General features: G+C 36.1%; 17 protein-coding genes and 1 tRNA gene. 10 read left to right on the forward strand and 8 right to left on the reverse strand.

Features of this window, described 5'->3' with window-relative positions:
- Positions 1-15: 15 nt before the first annotated feature.
- The gene (locus ACFPVY_RS01500) at positions 16-600 is read right to left on the reverse strand and encodes an acyl carrier protein phosphodiesterase (RefSeq protein ID WP_379789922.1); all 585 of its coding nucleotides are present in this window, start codon (positions 598-600) and stop codon (positions 16-18) included.
- A 131-nt stretch (positions 601-731) separates the two neighbouring features.
- On the opposite strand from ACFPVY_RS01500, the gene glmM reads away from it, so the two are divergent.
- The 8 genes from glmM (at position 732) to ACFPVY_RS01540 (ending at position 8,656) form a co-directional block, all read left to right on the forward strand.
- Positions 732-2,120, forward strand: a complete 1,389-nt coding sequence (gene glmM / locus ACFPVY_RS01505; protein ID WP_379789923.1) for a phosphoglucosamine mutase — start codon at positions 732-734, stop codon at positions 2,118-2,120.
- 1 nt (position 2,121) lies between these two features.
- Positions 2,122-2,475: a CCC motif membrane protein gene (locus ACFPVY_RS01510; protein WP_379789925.1), complete on the forward strand. Its 354-nt coding sequence runs from the start codon at positions 2,122-2,124 to the stop codon at positions 2,473-2,475.
- Positions 2,476-2,478: 3 nt separating this feature from the next.
- The gene (gene def, locus ACFPVY_RS01515) at positions 2,479-3,126 is read left to right on the forward strand and encodes a peptide deformylase (protein ID WP_379789926.1); all 648 of its coding nucleotides are present in this window, start codon (positions 2,479-2,481) and stop codon (positions 3,124-3,126) included.
- A gap of 310 nt (positions 3,127-3,436) precedes the next feature.
- A complete protein-coding gene (locus ACFPVY_RS01520) occupies positions 3,437-4,924 on the forward strand; it encodes an aminotransferase class V-fold PLP-dependent enzyme (RefSeq protein WP_379790262.1) in 1,488 nt (495 codons plus the stop codon).
- A 48-nt stretch (positions 4,925-4,972) separates the two neighbouring features.
- Positions 4,973-5,758 (forward strand): sulfite exporter TauE/SafE family protein, encoded by a 786-nt coding sequence (locus tag ACFPVY_RS01525; RefSeq protein ID WP_379789927.1) that lies wholly within the window; start codon positions 4,973-4,975, stop codon positions 5,756-5,758.
- A gap of 18 nt (positions 5,759-5,776) precedes the next feature.
- The gene (locus ACFPVY_RS01530) at positions 5,777-7,186 is read left to right on the forward strand and encodes an MBL fold metallo-hydrolase (protein ID WP_379789928.1); all 1,410 of its coding nucleotides are present in this window, start codon (positions 5,777-5,779) and stop codon (positions 7,184-7,186) included.
- A gap of 85 nt (positions 7,187-7,271) precedes the next feature.
- Positions 7,272-8,414, forward strand: a complete 1,143-nt coding sequence (locus ACFPVY_RS01535; RefSeq protein WP_379789929.1) for a redoxin domain-containing protein — start codon at positions 7,272-7,274, stop codon at positions 8,412-8,414.
- Between the two features lie 161 nt (positions 8,415-8,575).
- Positions 8,576-8,656 (forward strand) — tRNA-Tyr (locus ACFPVY_RS01540).
- Between the two features lie 100 nt (positions 8,657-8,756).
- Here the strand turns inward: ACFPVY_RS01540 and ACFPVY_RS01545 are convergent.
- Together ACFPVY_RS01545 and ACFPVY_RS01550 are read right to left on the reverse strand one after the other, a co-directional pair.
- Positions 8,757-9,449: an SIMPL domain-containing protein gene (locus ACFPVY_RS01545; protein ID WP_379789930.1), complete on the reverse strand. Its 693-nt coding sequence runs from the start codon at positions 9,447-9,449 to the stop codon at positions 8,757-8,759.
- A 193-nt stretch (positions 9,450-9,642) separates the two neighbouring features.
- Entirely contained in the window at positions 9,643-10,266 is a 624-nt protein-coding gene (locus ACFPVY_RS01550; protein ID WP_379789931.1) for a rhomboid family intramembrane serine protease, read from the reverse strand.
- A gap of 102 nt (positions 10,267-10,368) precedes the next feature.
- Between ACFPVY_RS01550 and ACFPVY_RS01555 the strand changes: the two genes are divergently transcribed.
- Together ACFPVY_RS01555 and ACFPVY_RS01560 are read left to right on the forward strand one after the other, a co-directional pair.
- Positions 10,369-11,250 (forward strand): lysophospholipid acyltransferase family protein, encoded by an 882-nt coding sequence (locus ACFPVY_RS01555; RefSeq protein ID WP_379789932.1) that lies wholly within the window; start codon positions 10,369-10,371, stop codon positions 11,248-11,250.
- Positions 11,251-11,374: 124 nt separating this feature from the next.
- The gene (locus ACFPVY_RS01560; protein ID WP_379789933.1) at positions 11,375-13,351 is read left to right on the forward strand and encodes an endonuclease; all 1,977 of its coding nucleotides are present in this window, start codon (positions 11,375-11,377) and stop codon (positions 13,349-13,351) included.
- Positions 13,352-13,385: 34 nt separating this feature from the next.
- Here the strand turns inward: ACFPVY_RS01560 and ACFPVY_RS01565 are convergent, their stop codons facing one another.
- From ACFPVY_RS01565 to ACFPVY_RS01585, 5 genes are all read right to left on the reverse strand, one after another.
- Positions 13,386-13,784: a response regulator gene (locus ACFPVY_RS01565; protein WP_379789934.1), complete on the reverse strand. Its 399-nt coding sequence runs from the start codon at positions 13,782-13,784 to the stop codon at positions 13,386-13,388.
- The gene (locus ACFPVY_RS01570; protein ID WP_379789935.1) at positions 13,781-16,624 is read right to left on the reverse strand and encodes a PAS domain S-box protein; all 2,844 of its coding nucleotides are present in this window, start codon (positions 16,622-16,624) and stop codon (positions 13,781-13,783) included. The genes ACFPVY_RS01565 and ACFPVY_RS01570 overlap by 4 nt, the downstream gene beginning before the upstream one ends.
- Positions 16,625-16,766: 142 nt before the next feature.
- On the reverse strand, positions 16,767-17,150 hold the full coding sequence (locus ACFPVY_RS01575; RefSeq protein WP_379789937.1) for a DUF3037 domain-containing protein: 384 nt from the start codon (positions 17,148-17,150) through the stop codon (positions 16,767-16,769).
- Positions 17,128-17,922: a HipA family kinase gene (locus ACFPVY_RS01580; RefSeq protein WP_379789939.1), complete on the reverse strand. Its 795-nt coding sequence runs from the start codon at positions 17,920-17,922 to the stop codon at positions 17,128-17,130. Before ACFPVY_RS01580 ends, ACFPVY_RS01575 begins: the two co-directional genes overlap by 23 nt.
- 82 nt (positions 17,923-18,004) lie before the next feature.
- Complete coding sequence (locus ACFPVY_RS01585) at positions 18,005-18,382, reverse strand: SPW repeat domain-containing protein (protein WP_379789940.1); 378 nt, start codon at positions 18,380-18,382, stop codon at positions 18,005-18,007.
- Positions 18,383-18,638: the final 256 nt, after the last annotated feature.

An 18,638-nucleotide genomic window follows, 5' to 3' on the forward strand; every position in this document is an offset into this window, starting at 1 on the left:
TACCAGCAAAAAAGGTTATAAAGTTTTCAATTTTTCTTCAGCAAAATCTTTTAATTCTTTGAAAAACAGCGTGAATTCCTGTTCAAATTCGGTGTAAAATTCTTTTAGCTCTTTTACCGAAAGTCCCATATTTGACTGATGTTTTGTGCGATGGTCCATTTGAGAAAGTACTCTCTCAATTTCATCAATAAACTGATAATTGTAAAGCCAATTTCCTTTTTTCATGTAAGGAAGCATATTTTGAGTTTTCAACGTCAGTATTTCAAAATTATCATCTAAAGATTTATAAAAGCGGTTGACAAAACTGGAAAGTTTTTCATCAGAATAATTACCCCAATTTTTAGCCAAAAAATGGTCGTAAAAAACGTCGATAATTACGCCCGAATAATGGCCGTATTTCTCGTGAAGCCTGTGTTTGCTGATTCTAAAAATCGCGTGCGCATCAGTAAATGTATCAATCGCGCGATGCAAAATAATTCCTATTTGAACATCTTTTGGGAAATGTTCATAATCTTTTCCCCGAATTCCATCCGCCATCAAGCCTCCAATTTTAATAAAATCGTTATTTCCGGAAAGATAAATGTGGGCTAAAAAGTTCATATTTTTCGTCGATTATTCTCAAAGATACAAGTTTCAAAATAATTTGGATGTAAATTTTATCTTCTTAAAAATTTTTTACACTAAAACTTTCCAACTTTGTATCTTTGAAACTTAAAATTAAACTCAAACAAATGACCTTAATAAAATCTATATCAGGAATTCGTGGCACAATTGGCGGAAAAGTGGGAGATAACCTGACTCCTGTTGACGCTGTGAAATTCGCTTCGGCTTATGGAACTTGGCTGAAACAACATTCAAAAAAAGAAAAATTGACTGTGGTGATTGGTCGTGACGCCAGAATTTCTGGACCGATGATTCATAATTTGGTGGTCAATACATTAATAGGTCTTGGAATTGACGTAATTGATTTGGGTCTTTCCACAACGCCAACTGTTGAAATTGCTGTGCCTTTGGAAAAAGCGGACGGTGGAATTATCTTGACTGCAAGCCACAATCCAAAACAATGGAACGCATTAAAACTGCTGAATGAAAAAGGAGAATTTTTGAGCGGAGAAGCGGGCGCCATTATTTTAGACATTGCAGAAAGAGAGGCTTTTGATTTTTCTGACGTAGATAATTTGGGAGAAATTACCCAAAATGACGCGTGTATGGATATTCATATTGACGAAGTTTTAGAGTTACCTTTGGTAGATATCGAAGCAGTGAAACAAGCCAAATTTAAAGTGGTTGTTGACGGCGTAAATTCTTCTGGAGGAATTATTATTCCAAAAATTCTTGAATTAATGGGCGTGGAGTGCGTAAAATTATACTGCGAGCCAAACGGACATTTTCCGCACAATCCAGAACCTTTGAAAGAACATTTGACCGATATTTCTGAATTGGTTGTCAAAGAAAAAGCTGATTTCGGAATCGTGGTTGACCCAGATGTGGACCGTTTGGCGTTCATTTCTGAAGACGGCGAAATGTTTGGCGAAGAATATACTTTGGTGGCGATTGCAGATTATGTTTTGAGCAAAACTCCAGGAAATACGGTATCGAATATGTCGTCTTCGCGCGCGTTGCGTGACGTGACGAATCTTCACGGCGGAACGTACGAAGCAAGCGCTGTCGGCGAAGTAAACGTGGTGGAATTGATGAAGAAAAATAACGCGATCATCGGTGGCGAAGGAAATGGCGGTATAATTTATCCAGAGTCACATTATGGCAGAGATTCTATCGTTGGCGTGGCTTTGTTTTTGACACATTTGGCACATAAAAAGATGAAGGTTTCTGAATTGAGAGCGTCGTATTCGCAATATTTTATGAGCAAAAATAAAATTGAATTGACGCCACAAATTGACGTTGACGCGATTTTGGTTGCAATGACTGAAAAATATAAAAACGAAAACATTTCTACGGTTGACGGCGTAAAAATCGACTTTGCCGAAAACTGGGTACACTTGAGAAAGTCAAACACAGAGCCAATTATCAGAATTTATACCGAAGCAAAATCACAAGAAGAAGCTGATAAATTGGCATTGAGAATCATCGACGAAATTAAAGCCGTTGCCGGAATTTAATATGGAAAACCAACAACCAGAATTCCAACAAAGAGAATATTACACACCAAACCGCCGTCCGTCGTTACCAAATTCGACGACGGTTTTGGTTTTGGGAATTATATCAATCCCAACAAGTTTTTGCTATGGTTTCATCGGTATCACGCTGGGAATCATCGCTTTGGTTTTAGCTAAAAGAGACTTGAAATTGTACCGAGAAAATCCAGATTTCTTTTCAGGATACGAAAATTTAAACAGCGGAAAAATTTGTGCAATCATCGGATTGTCAATTGGTTCTGTAATATTTTTAATTTTATTAATGTACATTTTGTTCGCTGCGTCCATCGTTCTTTCGGCTCTTCCTTTTGCAAATTAATTTATGAAAAACGCAATTCAAATACTTTTTCTGCTTCTTGCCGTTTCGGTTTCTGCTCAAAAATTCTCAAAAGAAGAGCGAAAAATAATCGAATCTGGCGACAAAAAAACAATGCTCAAAGTCATTGAAATCACTGACGAAAAAGAACTAAAAATCTTGAAATCGGTTTCAAAAGACATCGACCCAAAAGACGATTTGCTACCATTATTGGCCGAAAAAATGTATTTGTCAATGCGCGACCCAAACAATCCCGGAATCGGAATCGCCGCGCCACAAATTGGCATCAACAGAAATATTATTTGGGTGCAACGTTTTGACAAAGCAGGCGAACCGTTTGAATTATACATCAATCCAAAAATCGTTTGGCGTTCGCAATTGCTCCGAAAAGGACCAGAAGGATGCCTTTCAATCCCAGATATTACGGGCAATGTCTTGAGAAATTACACAATAAAATTGACGTATCAAGACAAAACAGGAAAGCAATTTGAAGAAATAATCGAAGGTTTCACAGCCGTAGTTTTCCAGCACGAAACCGACCATTTAAACGGAATTCTGTTCACAGACCGAATGACGGAGCAAGAAAAAATCGAAGTTTCTTTAATCAACAACGAAGTAAATTTATACCTCGAAAATAAATTAAGAAGACAATAAATCACGCTCGCATAAATCTAAAATCTGAAGTCTGAAATTTTTTAGAAGCGAATCGTCGGGCATTTTCAGGAAAGGCAATTCCCGCTGGATGGCACTCGCTTTTCCCGGCTTTGGTCAGCCGTGAAAGAGCTCAAACAAAGCCACCATCGGGGGCTATTTGAGAAACCATTTGAATTTTTGTAAACTTTCCGAAGATTGCGTGCTAAGCGAACTTAATTAGTTCTCAAAAATAAAACTTTGCGATCTTGCGACTTTGCGAGATATTTTTTTTCAAACAAAAACGTTATCTTTGAAACCAAACTACGATTGCATGACTACAACTGAAATCTCAACTCAATTAGAGCAATATTTTCAAAAATTCCGAAACAATATCATCGGAATTGACCAAGAATTTGTTTCGCCTTTCGGAAAAAAGAAAATAATCTACACCGACTGGACCGCCAGCGGACGATTGTACCGCCCGATTGAAGAAAAATTGATGAACGAATTCGGGCCGTTTGTAGCCAATACGCATACCGAAACCACCGTTTCAGGAACCGCAATGACAATGGCGTATCACCACGCCAGAAATATCATAAAAAAACACGTAAACGCAAATTCTGACGACGTCTTAATCACAGACGGAACAGGAATGACAGGCGTTATCAACAAATTCCAACGAATTTTAGGTTTAAAATTGCCTGAGAATCTTCGTGAGTTTACCAATATTCCAGACGAGAAAAAACCAGTCGTTTTCATTTCCCACATGGAACATCATTCTAACCAAACTTCTTGGCTGGAAACTATCGCAAAAGTGGAAGTGATTCCGGCTTGTGAAAAAGGCTTGCTTTGCTTAGATGGATTTCAAGATTTATTAGAAAAATATAAAAATCATACGATTAAAATCGCTTCGATAACTTCATGTTCAAACGTGACAGGAATCAAAACTCCTTATTATGAAGTAGCAAAATTGATGCACCAAAATAACGGCGTTTGTTTCGTGGATTTCGCGTGTTCGGCACCTTACGTAGAAATAAACATGCATCCAGAAGACAGCGAAGCATATTTAGACGCCATTTTCTTTTCGCCACACAAATTTCTTGGCGGTCCTGGAACTTCAGGCGTTTTGATTTTCAACAAGAAATTGTACAAAAATATGATTCCAGACCATCCGGGTGGTGGAACGGTTTCATGGACAAATCCTTGGGGCGAACATAAATATTTGGACAATATCGAAGAAAGAGAAGATGGCGGAACTCCTGGATTCTTGCAAGTAATAAAAACCGCTTTGGCTGTTCAGTTAAAAGAACAAATGGGTATCAAAAATATCTTGGAAAGAGAACACGAAATCATTGATTATGTGTTTTCTGAACTAGGAGCTGTTTCAAATATTAATATTTTAGCAGACCAACATAAGAATAGGTTAGGCGTAATTTCTTTCTATATTGATGATTTGCATTTCAATTTAGGTGTAAAACTTTTAAACGATAAATTCGGAATCCAAACACGGGGCGGTTGCAGTTGTGCCGGAACTTACGGTCATTATTTGCTTCACGTGGACCAAGAAACTTCAAATGATTTGACCAATTTAATTACAGCCGGAGATTTAATCAGAAAACCAGGCTGGATTAGAATGTCAATTCACCCAACGACCACAAATGCTGAAATTCAGTACGTTTGCGACAGCATAAAATCTTTGGCAGAAAATCACCAAGATTGGAAAAAAGACTACGATTACAATAAAAATTCAAACGAGTTCACGCACAAAAACGCTTTGCATTCTGAAAAAGATTTAGTTAAGCAATGGTTTGGAGAATAATTCTTCGATTTCTATGAAATTTAGAATGTAAATTGCTTAAACCAAACTATGGAAGAATTTTTCGGTTATCTCGGTGCGCTTTTGATTGGTTTGGTTTTAGGGCTGACTGGTGGAGGCGGTTCGATTATGACAGTTCCGGTTTTGGTTTATTTATTAGGGATAAATCCGGTGATAGCAACGGCTTATTCGCTTTTTATTGTGGGATCAACTTCCACATTTGGCTCTATTTTAAACTACAGAAAAGGTCTTGTTGAAGTAAAAACCGGATTGAAATTCGCAATTCCTTCCTTAATAGCTATTTATTTTACGCGCAAAATTGTTGTTCCTGCAATTCCCGAAATACTTTTTACAGTCAAAGAAATTACTGTCACAAAAGAATTTTTTATAATGGTTCTTTTTGCGATTGTAATGATGTTGGCTTCGATTTCAATGCTTTCTGACAGAAAAATTCCAGTTTCGAAAAAAGAACCAAATCTGATTTTCACGATAATTCAAATTTTTATTGTCGGGATAATTATCGGCTTAGTTGGTGCTGGCGGAGGATTTCTTATAATTCCAGCGTTGGTTTTTCTGGCAAAGCTTCCGATGAAAAAAGCAATTGGAACTTCCATTTTTATCATCGCCATAAATTCCTTGATCGGATTTACCGGAGACATCGGCAATATAAATCCAGATTGGAGTTTCTTATTAATTTTCTCTTTTATTTCAATTTTAGGTATCTTTGCAGGGATTTACCTAAATAAGTTTATCAACGAAAAAAATCTCAAAAATGGTTTCGGATGGTTTGTTTTGGCGATGTCAATCTTGATTTTGACCAAAGAATTACTTTTCTAGATTCCAAATTATATTATTATGAAAATCGAACAAATTTATACAGGATGTATCGCTCAAGCGGCTTACTATTTAGAAAGCGATGGCGAAGCGGCGATTTTTGATCCATTGCGTGAAGTTCAGCCTTATTTGGACAAAGCTTCTAAAGATAATGCGACAATAAAATACATTTTCGAGACACATTTTCACGCTGATTTTGTTTCCGGACATTTAGATTTGGCCAAGAAATCAGGAGGGCAAATTGTTTACGGACCTACGGCGAAGCCAAATTTTGAAGCGATAATTGCTGAAGATAACCAAGAATTTAAAGTTGGAAAATATACAATTAAAGCGATCCACACGCCAGGACACACGATGGAAAGCACGTGCTATTTGCTGATTGATGAAAACGGCAAAAACCACGGAATCATTACGGGAGATACCTTGTTTATTGGTGATGTTGGTCGTCCAGATTTGGCGCAGAAGATTTCAGGAGATTTGACCCAAGAGAAATTGGCGTCTTATTTATATGACTCGCTTCGCAATAAAATTATGGTTTTGGAGGATGATTTGATCGTTTATCCAAGCCACGGTGCAGGAAGTGCTTGCGGAAAAAATATGAGCAAGGAAACTACAGACACTTTGGGTAACCAAAAAAGAACCAATTATGCGTTGCGTGCCGATATGACGCGTGACGAATTTATCACGGAACTGCTTGACGGTTTGGGAGCGCCACCGGCCTATTTTCCTCAAAATGTGATGATGAATATTGAAGGTTATGAAAGCTTGGATTCTATTATTGAAAAGTCTGTTAAACCGTTGTCAGCAAAAGAATTTGAAGCAATTGCCAATCAATCAGAAGCTTTGGTTTTAGACGTAAGAAATGAAAATGACTTCGTAAAAAAACATATTCCGGGATCGATTTTCATCGGAATTCAGGGCGGATTTGCTCCTTGGGTTGGCGCTTTAATCAGAGATGTAAAACAGCCACTTTTGTTGGTAATTCCAGCAGGAAGAGAAGAAGAAACAATCACCAGATTATCACGAGTTGGTTTTGATAATGCGCTTGGTTTCCTTGACGGAGGAATTGAATCTTGGGAAAAAGCAGGTTTTGAAATTGATTCAATCGAAAGTATTTCACCAGAGCAATTTGCTTCAGAATTGACTGAAAAAAGTATTATTGTAGATGCCAGAAAACCAGGAGAATTTGAAGCAGAAAATATTGAAGGAGCTGTAAATATTCCGTTGGATTTTGTTAATGAACAATTGGCCGAAGTTCCAAAAGAGGATCAATTTTATATTCATTGTGCTGGCGGTTATCGTTCTGTGATTATGGCTTCTATATTAAAATCGAGAGGTTATCACAACATGATTAACGTGGAAAAGGGGATGAGCGGCATCAGAAATACAGACGTGAAGCTTTCAACTTTTCAATGTCCAACAACAAAATAAATATTATTTAAATTTTGCTTAAATAATCCTTTAAGATTAGAATTTTAAATACTTTTGCAAACTAAAATCAAAAAATTAAATTAAAATGAAAAAAATCCTTTTATTGCTTTCTGTTATGGCAATTATGGTTTCGTGCAACAAAACAGATAATGAATATACTATCACAGGAACAGCGACTGGTTTTGAAAATGGACAAAAAATTATCCTTCAAACAGCTGATTCTGTAGCAATTGGTAAAATGAACCCAATTGATACTATCAAAGTTGAAAACGGAAAATTTGAATTTAAAGGAGTTGCTGGAGAACCAGAAGTTTCGGGTCTTTTAATAGAAGGAAAAGGTAATATCGACTTGATTCTTGAAGGCGGAACAATTGCCGTTGCTCTTGATAAAGATACAATTAGAAATTCAAAAGTTACGGGAACTTATAATAATGACGAATTAACGCAATACAAAAAAGATATTGCTGTTACTCAAAAACAGATTCAGTCAAAAGCAATGGCGTTTCAACAAGCCAACATGAAAAAGTTCCAAGATGCTCAAGCAGCAAAAGATACTGTGGTTATAAATGCTTTGGTTAAAGAAAATCAAGCAATTATGAAGCCAATGGGCGATCAAAATTATACTTATGCAGAATCACACCCAAAGGCATTTTTGAGCGTAATTCTTGTTGAAGGATTTTTATATTCTCCAGATCCAGACTTTGCTAGAATTAAAAAAATCTATAATAGCTTCACTTCTGAGTTGAAAAACACACGTCACGGAAAAGTTATCAAACAAAAATTAGACGCTCACGATTCTGTTGAAGTTGGTAAAATAGCTCCAGATTTTTCTGCAAAATCTCCTGAAGGAAAAACAATTTCATTGAAAGAAGCAAAAGGAAAAGTAACGATCGTTGATTTTTGGGCTTCATGGTGTGTTCCATGTCGTGAAGAAAATCCAAACGTTGTGGCTTTGTATAACGAATTTCATGATAAAGGATTGAACATTATTGGTATTTCATTAGATAATCCAAAGGATGACGCAAAATGGAAAGCTGCAATTGCTCAAGATAAATTAACTTGGACACAAATTTCAAATCTACAAGGTTGGCAAGATCCAATTGTAAAAAAATATAATGTAACAGCGATTCCTGCTACTTTTCTTCTTGATGCATCAGGAAAAATTGTTGCAAAAAACCTTCAAGGTGAGGAATTGAAAGCAAAAGTAAAAGAGCTTTTGGGAGCTTAATTAGCTTTAAAATATAAAATTTAGAAAAATCTCCCTTGTGGAGATTTTTTTATTTTATTCAATTCCAAGAAGTTAAAAAATAGTTCAAAATTATCTTTCAAAAACGTTTGCACAAATAAAAAACAGTACTATATTTGCACCCGTAAGAAGGAAACGCTTATGGGGAGATACTCAAGCGGCCAACGAGGGCAGACTGTAAATCTGCTGTGAAAACTTCGCAGGTTCGAATCCTGCTCTCCCCACAAAAAGAAACCTGAGCAATTAGTTCAGGTTTTTTTGTTTCATATAAATTAATAAAAAAAGCCTCGAATTTCGAGGCTTTTTAAGTTTATAAATTATTTTTTAGTCTAAAACAAAGCTGATTGAAACGTTTGATGTAATCTCGATTTCGCCAATTGCCAAAGTTTCTTGTGGCATTCCGTCTGCGCTTTCTTTCATTGACGCCATTGCATACATTCTTGGTTGAGGGAAATTTGTTTGAGAATTATCTGTAACAAAAATTGCTTTTCCTGTTTTTTGGCCTAATGCAGTTGCATAATCAGAAGCTTTTTTCTTTGCGTCCACAACGGCTGCTTTTCTAGCTTCAGCTTCGTGTTGCGCTAAGTTTGTCGATTTGAATTCCACGCCCTGTATATTGTTAATTCCGGTATCAACCAGTCCCATCATCATTGTATCGTATTTTGTCAAATCTCTTAATGTCACTGAAATTTGCTGTGATGCTACAAAAGATGTTTTCTTTTTATTGTAATCATAATTTTTATGAAGGTACACCTGTTTTGTCTGGTAATCTGCCGGAGCAATTTTAAATCCTTTTAAAAACTTGATTACTGCGTCAACAGTTTGATCGTTTTTCTTTTTCACTTCTGCGGCGTCGTTTCCAGTGTTTTCTACACCTATTGAAATGATTGCGTAATCTGGAGTTACTTTTATTTTTCCTTCGCCAGAAACGCTAATTTGGGGAATTTGCTTGATTTCTTGGGCGCTTGCTAATGTTGTCATAACGATTGTCATTAAAACTAAAATTGTTTTTTTCATAGTGGTTGTATTTATTTTTTTATAGGTTTTCAAATTGCGTGCCAATTGTAAAAGTTTACAGATATTAAAATAATTTCCCAACTAACCCTGATGGTTGCGACTATCCTTTTGTGCTGGGGTTCAGCACAAAAGATAGTGCATCCAGCAGGAAAATGGATTCCAAAAATTCACTGACCATTCGTTCAAAATGATTTTAAAGCTTGCCTAATTTTGCCATTATAAATAAAATAATGATGGGAATTGCCAATAAAATTACGGCCAGCGTGTTTTGCGAAACAAGTTGCGGTACTTGAGAAATGGTGATTAAATAACCGCCAATTGCGCCTCCAAAATGTGCCGTATGGCCGATGTTATCTGCTTTGGCGCGCATTCCATAAATGGAATATAGAAGATAAATTATTCCGAAAATATACCCTGGCATAAAATAAATTTCGAGATTTGGTTCTAATAATATTCCGGCATAAACGATTCCGATTACCGCTCCAGAAGCACCCACAGCGCGATAATTATAGTCGTTTTTGTGGAGAAGCATGGTAAGTAGGTTTCCGAAAATAAGACTTCCGAGGTAAATGATGATGAACGGAGGCATTCCTAAATTACCGATTACATAAGGCGCAAAAAGGTATAAAGTCAACATGTTAAAGGCGAGATGTGCGATGTCAACGTGCAGAAATGCCGATGTAAACATCCGGATTTGCTCGCCGGCACGAATGCTTCCGACGTGAAATTCATATTTTCTAAAAAACGAAAGGTCGTTAAATCCTTTAAAGCTGACAAGGCAGTTGATGGCAATGATAATGATGAGCGAAATATCCATAAAATGTAATTTGTAGGTAAAAATACAAACAGTTTTTGTATGATTTATAAGCGTTGTATTAATATTGTGCTTAATGCTTATATTTGCAAAAACTATCCTCGAATGCAGTTATTAATTTTCATTATTTTCTACCCGATTCTTTGGTTTATTTCGTTGCTTCCGTTTCGAATTCTGTATTTTTTTTCTGATTGTACTTATGTTTTGGTTTACAGAATCATTGGTTACAGAAAAGATACTGTTCGAAAAAATCTGCTGATTGCATTGCCGCATCTTTCAGAAAAGGAACGTAGAATTATTGAGAAAAAGTTTTATCATCATTTTGTAGATGGTTTTTTTGAGATGATTAAAACCAGAACGATTTCGGATAAAGAACTTTATAAGCGTTTTAAATTTACGAATTTAGAGGTTTATCAAAACATGGAAAAACAAGGAAAAAGTATTGCCTTGTTATGCGCTCATTATTCAAGTTATGAATGGTTGGTTTCGATGAATAAGCACATTAGTTTTAAGGGAATTGGTATCTATAAAAAGCTTAGAAATAAGTATTTTGATAAGCTGATCAGAGACATTCGTTCTAAGTTTGACGCGGATTTAGTGGATACAAAGGAAACGATTAATGTGATAGTTGCCAATGAAAGAAAGGGAATAAAAGGTGTTTATGGCTTTGCTGCAGATCAATCTCCAAAACTTTCAAAAGCATATCACTGGGGAGAGTTTTTTGGAGTTAAAGTACCTGTTCACACTGGTGCCGAAATGATTGCAAAGCGTATGAATATGAACGTTATTTTCGTGAAAGGCAGAAAAATTAAACGTGGTTATTTTGAAGCGACTTTTGTGGAAATGGTCGATAATCCAAAGGAAGTTCCGAATTATCAGATTACAGATATGTTTTTGAAAATGGTAGAACAGCAAATTTTAGAGGCGCCAGAATATTATTTATGGACGCACAAACGCTGGAAATATGCTGCAAAAGATCAAGAGTAAATATAAAATACCGATTTAATGTCGGTATTTTTTTTGCCTTGTCATTAAAATTTAGAAACATTCTCTTAACGTTAAAGTGCTTTTAATCAAGCTTTATTTGTTACTTTTGAGGAAAATTTTCCCAATGGTAAAAAAATACATTTTAGGTCTTGTTTTGACTCTCGCAACGTCAATTTCTTATGGACAAATTGTTATCAACGAAATCGATTCTGATACTCCAGGAACTGATACTAAGGAATTTGTGGAACTGAAAACCGCAACTCCAAATTTTCCGCTTGACGGATATGTTTTAGTTTTTTTCAACGGAAATACTTCTTCTGCAAGCACCGGAAACAAGAGTTATTTTGCGATTAGTTTAAACGGAGTTGTTACCGATGCAAATGGTTTGGCGCTTATCGGAAACGAGTTGGTTGCACCGGTTCCTGCAAAAGTATTTGGAAACGCTTCTATTCAAAATGGGCCTGATGCTGTGGCTGTTTACCAAGGTGCTTACGCTGATTTTCCTTTGGGAACGCTTGCTACGACTACAAATTTGATAACGGCTCTTGGTCACGGAACGCATACTGGCGATGAAATGGCCGCGTTATTGGTGTTGCTTGGAAATCCGCCGTATGCGAAAGAAGGAACTACGACGACGCTTTCTCAAGCAAATTCTATCCAAAGAAAACCTGACGGAACTTATGAAGCAAAAGCACCAACTCCGGGCGCAAATAACGACGGAAGCGGTATCACTTTTAACGGAGTTACGATAAGCGTTCCAGCAAATCTTTATAATGAAGGCGATAGTTTTCCTATAACTTTTACCACACAAACTGCAGTTTCAAGCCCGCTTACTTTTACATTTTCTTTGAATAATGAAACGTTTGATACCGCAGATTTTACCGGAAACACAATAGTTACAATTCCGGCTGGTTCGACAACTTTTACGTCCACGATTCAGCTTGTTGATGACACTTTTGACGAAGGCGATGAATTGCTTAAGATTAAATTTGGGACACTTCCTTTCGGTTTTATCCGAATGAATGATAATGTCGAAATTCAAGTTGTGGATAATGATTTCACGACTTCACCTTGGGGAACGCCTTTAAATCCTACGTACGGGAATGTTGCGAATACAATTCCTGCCGGATATTATGATTCTTTAAACGGAAAATCTGGTACTCAATTAAAGCAAGCGGTTCAAGATATTATTGCAAATCCTGCTGTTGTGAGAGCTCACAATTATGGAGATATTGTGGAGATTTTGAAAAAAGCAGACCAAAGTCCGTTGAATAGCAATCAAGTTTGGTTGATGTACAAAGAAGTGCCTCGTGCCAAATATTTGTATCAAGGAGACGAAAGTAGCAGTACCGGAAGATGGAATCGCGAACATATTTATCCGCAATCAAGAGGCGGTTATGCTGGTGGAACTTCAAGCACCGCAGATGGTTTTGATATTTGGGTTTCGTCAAGCGCAGACAGTTTGGCGCACGGTCACGCCGATGCGCATCATTTGAGAGCAGAAGACGGACCTGAAAATAGTTCAAGAAATAACAAAGATTATGGGCTTTCTGACTACAACGGTTTTGCCGGAAATCTTGGAAGTTGGAAGGGCGATGTGGCGCGTGCAGTTTTTTATATGGCCGTTCGTTACAACGGATTGCAGGTTGTGGAAGGAAATCCTGCTGACGCAACCGTTGGGCAATTGGGCGATTTAACAACCTTGCTTCAATGGAACACGATGGATCCGGCGGATGATTTTGAAATGAACCGAAACAATTATATCCAGACTTGGCAGAAAAACAGAAATCCTTTTATTGACCATCCAGAATTGGCGAGTTATATTTGGGGAGCAAATGCCGGACAAGTTTATAATCTTTCTACTGATAATTTTGACGAGCTGAAGTTGGCTTTGTATCCAAATCCTGCGAAAAACATGATTACAATTGCCGGAATAAATGCTGATGCAACAATCGAAATTTACAACGTTTCTGGACAAAAAGTGATGACGAATAATTTTAACGGAACCACATCAATTCCTTTGAATTTGACATCAGGGGTTTACATCGGAAGAATTACTTCAGAAGGAAGAACTTCCGTGAAAAAGATTGTGATACAGTAATTTAAGCTAAATTACTTAAATGAAAAAGCGAATGTCAATCATTCGCTTTTTCTATTTTTAAGAAGTTTTCTAAAGTCAACGGTTTGCTGAAATAACCTGAAATTCCTGCAAAGGTTTTTGCTTTTTCTTTATCAGAATCTGCAATCGAAGAACTGACAATATAAATCACGATTTTCTTAGAAATCATCGGCTTAATTCTGTCAAAGGAAGCCATAAAATCCCAGCCGTCCATAACTGGCATATCGATATCTAAAAGGATTATATTGGGCAACGCATCAGGTTTGTGAACGTTTGAAACAAACGCTTCAATTGCTTCGGCGCCGTTTGAAAAAGAGATAATCTCCTTTTTTGTGTCTGTCTTTTTAATAATTTTTTTTGTAATTATCTGATAAATTGGGTCGTCATCGATAATACAAATCAGGGCATTGTTCATTTAAAGTAGATTTTGAAAGTGGTTCCAATGTTTGGCTCGCTTTCAACGGTCACGTTTCCATCCATCGCATCAATTTGGTTCTTGGTTATAAATAGCCCAATTCCCTTTGAATCTGGATTCTCGTGGAAAGTTTTGTACATTCCAAAGAGCTTATCTCCATATTTTTTTAAGTCAATTCCAATTCCGTTATCAGCGATTTCGAGAACGGTTTTTCCATTTTCGATATAGCTTTTCAGTGAGATTGTAGGCGTTCTCATCGAGTGGCTGTAACGAAGCGCATTGGAAATAAAATTGAGCAAAATACTTTCGAGGTAGGCTGGATTGTAATTTACAAAAACTTCTGGGGCAACATTATTTTGTATGATCGCTTTCTTGAATTGAATCTGCTCAGAAAGGATATTTAAGGTCTTATTTATATTTTTAGCTAAATTTAAACGTTCAATAATCAGATTTATATTGGTCTGAATATTAACTACTTCGTTCAAATTGAGCATCGTTTCGTTTAAAGTTGTCGAAACATTTTGAAGCATATTTACCAATTCAAAACGTTCTTCGTCACTTTCAGAACATTCGATCAGAGATGTTATCGACTGAATATTACTGGTGTGGGAGCGGAGATTATGCGAAACGATATAACTGAAATTCAGTAGGCGTTTGTTCTGTTCCGTTACCAAATTGAAGGAGTTATTGAGGTCTTTTTCGGCTTCTTTGCTTTTGGTAATATCAATCATAATTCCTTTTAAAGAAACCGGTTTTCCGTTTTCTTTAATGACATTTACGATATCGCGAATCCAAATTATGGAGCCGTTTTTGGCTAACATTCGGTACTCAAAATCATATCTGGGGTTAGTTTTTGACTGAATCGAGCAGAAATTTAAAACCCATTCGCGATCTTCAGGGTGAACTGTTTGTCCCCAAAAATCACCGTCGCTCATCCATTCTTCTTTCGAGTAGCCAGTAATTTCTTCAGCTTTATTATTAACATAAGTAAAAATAAAAGTGTCGAAATCGCATTCCCAAACTATTCCGTCGATAGTGTCAATCAACGATTCTAATTTCTTTTGAGATTGTATAATAATTTCTTCGGAAGCCTTTCTGGCAGTAATATCTTCGGTAGATATGATCACGCGGTCAAGGGTTTCTTCGTGGCCAGACATCACATTCCATCGAAGGGAAATATCCCTGTATTCTCCGTCTGATTTTTTTACTTTTGAATCAATGATTAGGCGATTTTCTCCTTTAGAAATTGCCAAAATTTGCGCTTTAAAAGAATCCATTGCGTCATTATTCAGCACATTTCCAAGTTGCGACATCAGATCGCTTTTAGTTTTTGGATGATGAAGCGTCAAGCATTCATTATTAATGTTGATGATTTTTACAAGCGAAATGCAATGTCTTACAAACTCTGGATTTGAATCTAAATATTCTAAAATTTCTTCTTTTGATTTGTTCCTAAAATTATTTTGGTCTAAAAATTTTTTAAGCTCTGAAAAATCTTCTTCCCACAAAGCAATCGGTGAATCTTCAAACAAACTTTTAAAACGGATTTCACTTTTTATAATTGCTTCTTCTGATATTTTTTGTCGCGTAACATCTTCAATTATAGAAATATGCGTGCTTGGTTTCTCGTTTTTCTTCCACAAAGGAGAAGTCGTCATATTAACCCAAATGATACTTCCATTTTTATGAATGTATCGTTTTTGCATTGAAAAACTTCTGATTTTTTGATTTTTTAAATCATCAAGTTTTGCATAATTTTCTTTCAAATCATCAGGATGCGTTACGTCTTTAACCGATTTTGTAAGTAATTCTTCGAAACTATAACCAAGCATTTCGCTGAATTTCTTATTAATCTCTATTAGTTTTCCAGTCAACGTATCCACGTGAACGATTCCCACCGCAGCTTGTTGAAAAATTGTTTTGAATTTCAGTTCATTGTTCAACAAATTCGTAGCTTGATCATGAACAAGTCGTTGCAATTCGGCAGGTTTTTTTAGTAGTAAAAATATAAAAAGAGATAAAAAAGCAGAGAATAAAAATCCCAAAACAGAAGAAGGAAGGACGTCAATTATAATTCCGTACTTGCTTTTATTGATGAGATAAATTTTCCAGTCGCCTTCTGGAATTGACAAAACTTGGAAATTTTTGCCATTGAAATTTTCCTGATTTGGGAGAAAAAAGTTTTCTTTTCCTGTTTCTGTATTGATTTTAGAAAACTGGAAATAATATTTTGAATCGTCAATAGAGTTAATTCCAGAAGCTTTGAGCAAGGTTTCCAAGCGAATTAAAACGGCTGAAAAACCCCAGAATTTTTCGTTTTTATAAATGGGCAAGCGCCCGATAATTCCCAAACCGCCTTGTTGCAATTCAACAGGTCCCGCAAAATATATCTTGTCTTTTTTGATTGCCAAAAGCGCTTCTTCCCTATGAATTTTAGAATTTATAACATCAAAATTCAACGCGCTTTCGTTTCCTTTCAAAGGATAAATGTACTTAATCACGCCATTTGGAACCAATTGCACAGCGTCAATAAACGGATTTGACTCGACTAATTTTTGTCCTACAAAATCAAAATTCTCGGGCTTTCCTTCGTCATTTAACGTTAACGAAAGTGTGAGCGTTGTTGTATAGCAGTTTTTTAAATTTTGATTGATATTCTGTTGAACAACTTGCAGGATATTTGACATTTCACGTTGCTCATTGTCCTGGATTATATGGTAACGCCGTGAAACAATGTATGAAATTGTAGAAAGTAAAACTATAAAAAGTAGGAAGCCTGTCAACTTTGGGTTGGAAAAAATCCAACCCGAAAAGCGTGGTGATTTGCTTTCTTTTTTCATCGGGGGTTTGTGGTGTATGCTACAATTTAGTGACTAAATTAGAAATTAAATTCTAAATTCAATCGTCACTTCGACAATTCTTAAATAAAAATTAAAATTTCAAGGGGATTGTTTTTTAATCGATTGTCAATGAGTGTTTTATCTATAATACTAATTCGTTGAAAAGTCTTACAGTTACATCGTCTAAGTTGGAACACAAGCCAGGATGTGGTCTTGAAGTTTGAATTACAGAACTTCGAACCGCTGTTAACCAGCGAAATCTTGACGGAACATCAAACTCAGCAATTGGTCCGCCATCTTTTTTTCCTTGGCTTATTTTTTCAAAAGCGAGCAGGTTTTTTTCGAGCTGTTCAAAATCTAAATCGTCTGAAAAAAGACGTAACTTTTCTTCGTTTATTTTATAAATGACTTTTATAAAACGCTCTTTTTTGCAGAACAGAATGATGCCTGCGTTCACGAATTCTTCGCGTTCCACCTTTGGAACCACCCGAATTACGGCATATTCATATAAGTGTTTTTCTTGCATTTTGCGCTTCTTTTATAAAAATTTCTGAATTTGATAAACGTGTGATTAAAAACTGTGCATAAATGGCACGAATTTCATCTGGAGTTTCGTCGGCATCTTCCCAATCAAGCCAATCTTGCGGAATTAGATCTACAATTAATCGGATATTTTCTTCAGTTAAAATTGATTTGAATAAGGTGTCAACTTCGTCTAATTTAGTTGCTTTTGCCAATAAAACGTGGTCTTTAATTAATGCAAAAGGACTCTTCGCGTGATTTTCCCAATTGGTGAATGAATGGTGAAAATACAGGCAAGCACCGTGATCGATCAGCCAAAGTTCTTTGTGCCAAATCAGCATATTTGTATTCTTGAAAGTGCGGTCAACATTGGTAATGTAAGAATCTAGCCAAACAATTTTCGAAGCTAAATCAGCATCCACATCCGTGACAACGGGATCAAAAGTGATTGCGCCAGAAAGATAATGAAGTGCCAAATTTAATCCTTGGCTTCCTTGCAAAAGGTCTTGAATTTCTTCGTCGGCTTCAGTTCTACCAAAGGCTTCGTCAAGATTTGCAAAAACCAATTCTGGAACCGGAAGTTCTAAAAGACGCGCAATTTCTCCGCCGATTAATTCTGCAATTAACGCTTTTATCCCGTGACCAGCGCCTTTAAATTTTAAGACATATTTAAAATCATCGTCAGCATCTGCAAGGGCTGGGAGCGAACCGCCTTCGCGCAATGGCGTGATATAACGCATCACGTTGACCGTTCGTAAAGAAAATGGATTATTCATAGGCAAATCTTTTGCAAAAAATTAGGGGACAAAAATTATCCCCTAAATTGTGTTCGTAAATTTACGATATGAATTTGAAATCTTAAATCAAATTTGCTCTTTTTAGCTTTTTCGATGTAAGTTTTATAAAAAGTGTGTTTGTAATCACCAATAATCCCAAAATGAGTTGAGGAAGAAAAATAGTTTCATAAAAGCCGTATAAAAACGGAGAAACTAATAAAAACAATCCGAGGAAAAAATCTACTTTTAAATGTGTTTTTACATGCAAGATTCTTGCAAGACCTAATTTGTGATATGTGATAAAGTTGACCAAAAGGATGCTCAACCCAACGGTAAACGTAATTCTACCGGCCATATTTTCTGATCCCATTTCAAAAATCCACGGTGAAACCATCAGCAAAACCGCTAATACGTAATCGATATAATTGTGTGCTTTTACTTTTTTTAATTGTGCTTTCATAATCATTACTTTATCTGGAGTTTAAATTTTATAAATAATTGCTAAATTCTCAATAAATCAATAACTATGCCTTATATAACTAATTAATTTTTTTATATTATTTTGATCTTTTCGTAGAGCTTTTTTTTATGATTTAAATGTTGTCCGTTTTTACCCAAATTATTTTTCTCTAAAGTTTCGAAGGTTTCTTGAGCTTTTTCAGTGATTTCTGAACCGTTTTTGTTTTTTATAGCCAAATTTCAATACTCATAATTTT

This window comes from Flavobacterium qiangtangense (assembly GCF_042658345.1).
Taxonomy (GTDB): Bacteria; Bacteroidota; Bacteroidia; order Flavobacteriales; family Flavobacteriaceae; genus Flavobacterium; species Flavobacterium qiangtangense.

Coding starts and splice junctions, on each gene's coding strand:
- ACFPVY_RS01500 (WP_379789922.1), bottom strand. CDS start 600: ATGAACTTTTTAGCCCACATTTATCTTTCCGGAAATAACGATTTTATT.
- glmM (WP_379789923.1), top strand. CDS start 732: ATGACCTTAATAAAATCTATATCAGGAATTCGTGGCACAATTGGCGGA.
- ACFPVY_RS01510 (WP_379789925.1), top strand. CDS start 2,122: ATGGAAAACCAACAACCAGAATTCCAACAAAGAGAATATTACACACCA.
- def (WP_379789926.1), top strand. CDS start 2,479: ATGAAAAACGCAATTCAAATACTTTTTCTGCTTCTTGCCGTTTCGGTT.
- ACFPVY_RS01520 (WP_379790262.1), top strand. CDS start 3,437: ATGACTACAACTGAAATCTCAACTCAATTAGAGCAATATTTTCAAAAA.
- ACFPVY_RS01525 (WP_379789927.1), top strand. CDS start 4,973: ATGGAAGAATTTTTCGGTTATCTCGGTGCGCTTTTGATTGGTTTGGTT.
- ACFPVY_RS01530 (WP_379789928.1), top strand. CDS start 5,777: ATGAAAATCGAACAAATTTATACAGGATGTATCGCTCAAGCGGCTTAC.
- ACFPVY_RS01535 (WP_379789929.1), top strand. CDS start 7,272: ATGAAAAAAATCCTTTTATTGCTTTCTGTTATGGCAATTATGGTTTCG.
- ACFPVY_RS01545 (WP_379789930.1), bottom strand. CDS start 9,449: ATGAAAAAAACAATTTTAGTTTTAATGACAATCGTTATGACAACATTA.
- ACFPVY_RS01550 (WP_379789931.1), bottom strand. CDS start 10,266: ATGGATATTTCGCTCATCATTATCATTGCCATCAACTGCCTTGTCAGC.
- ACFPVY_RS01555 (WP_379789932.1), top strand. CDS start 10,369: ATGCAGTTATTAATTTTCATTATTTTCTACCCGATTCTTTGGTTTATT.
- ACFPVY_RS01560 (WP_379789933.1), top strand. CDS start 11,375: ATGGTAAAAAAATACATTTTAGGTCTTGTTTTGACTCTCGCAACGTCA.
- ACFPVY_RS01565 (WP_379789934.1), bottom strand. CDS start 13,784: ATGAACAATGCCCTGATTTGTATTATCGATGACGACCCAATTTATCAG.
- ACFPVY_RS01570 (WP_379789935.1), bottom strand. CDS start 16,624: ATGAAAAAAGAAAGCAAATCACCACGCTTTTCGGGTTGGATTTTTTCC.
- ACFPVY_RS01575 (WP_379789937.1), bottom strand. CDS start 17,150: ATGCAAGAAAAACACTTATATGAATATGCCGTAATTCGGGTGGTTCCA.
- ACFPVY_RS01580 (WP_379789939.1), bottom strand. CDS start 17,922: ATGAATAATCCATTTTCTTTACGAACGGTCAACGTGATGCGTTATATC.
- ACFPVY_RS01585 (WP_379789940.1), bottom strand. CDS start 18,382: ATGAAAGCACAATTAAAAAAAGTAAAAGCACACAATTATATCGATTAC.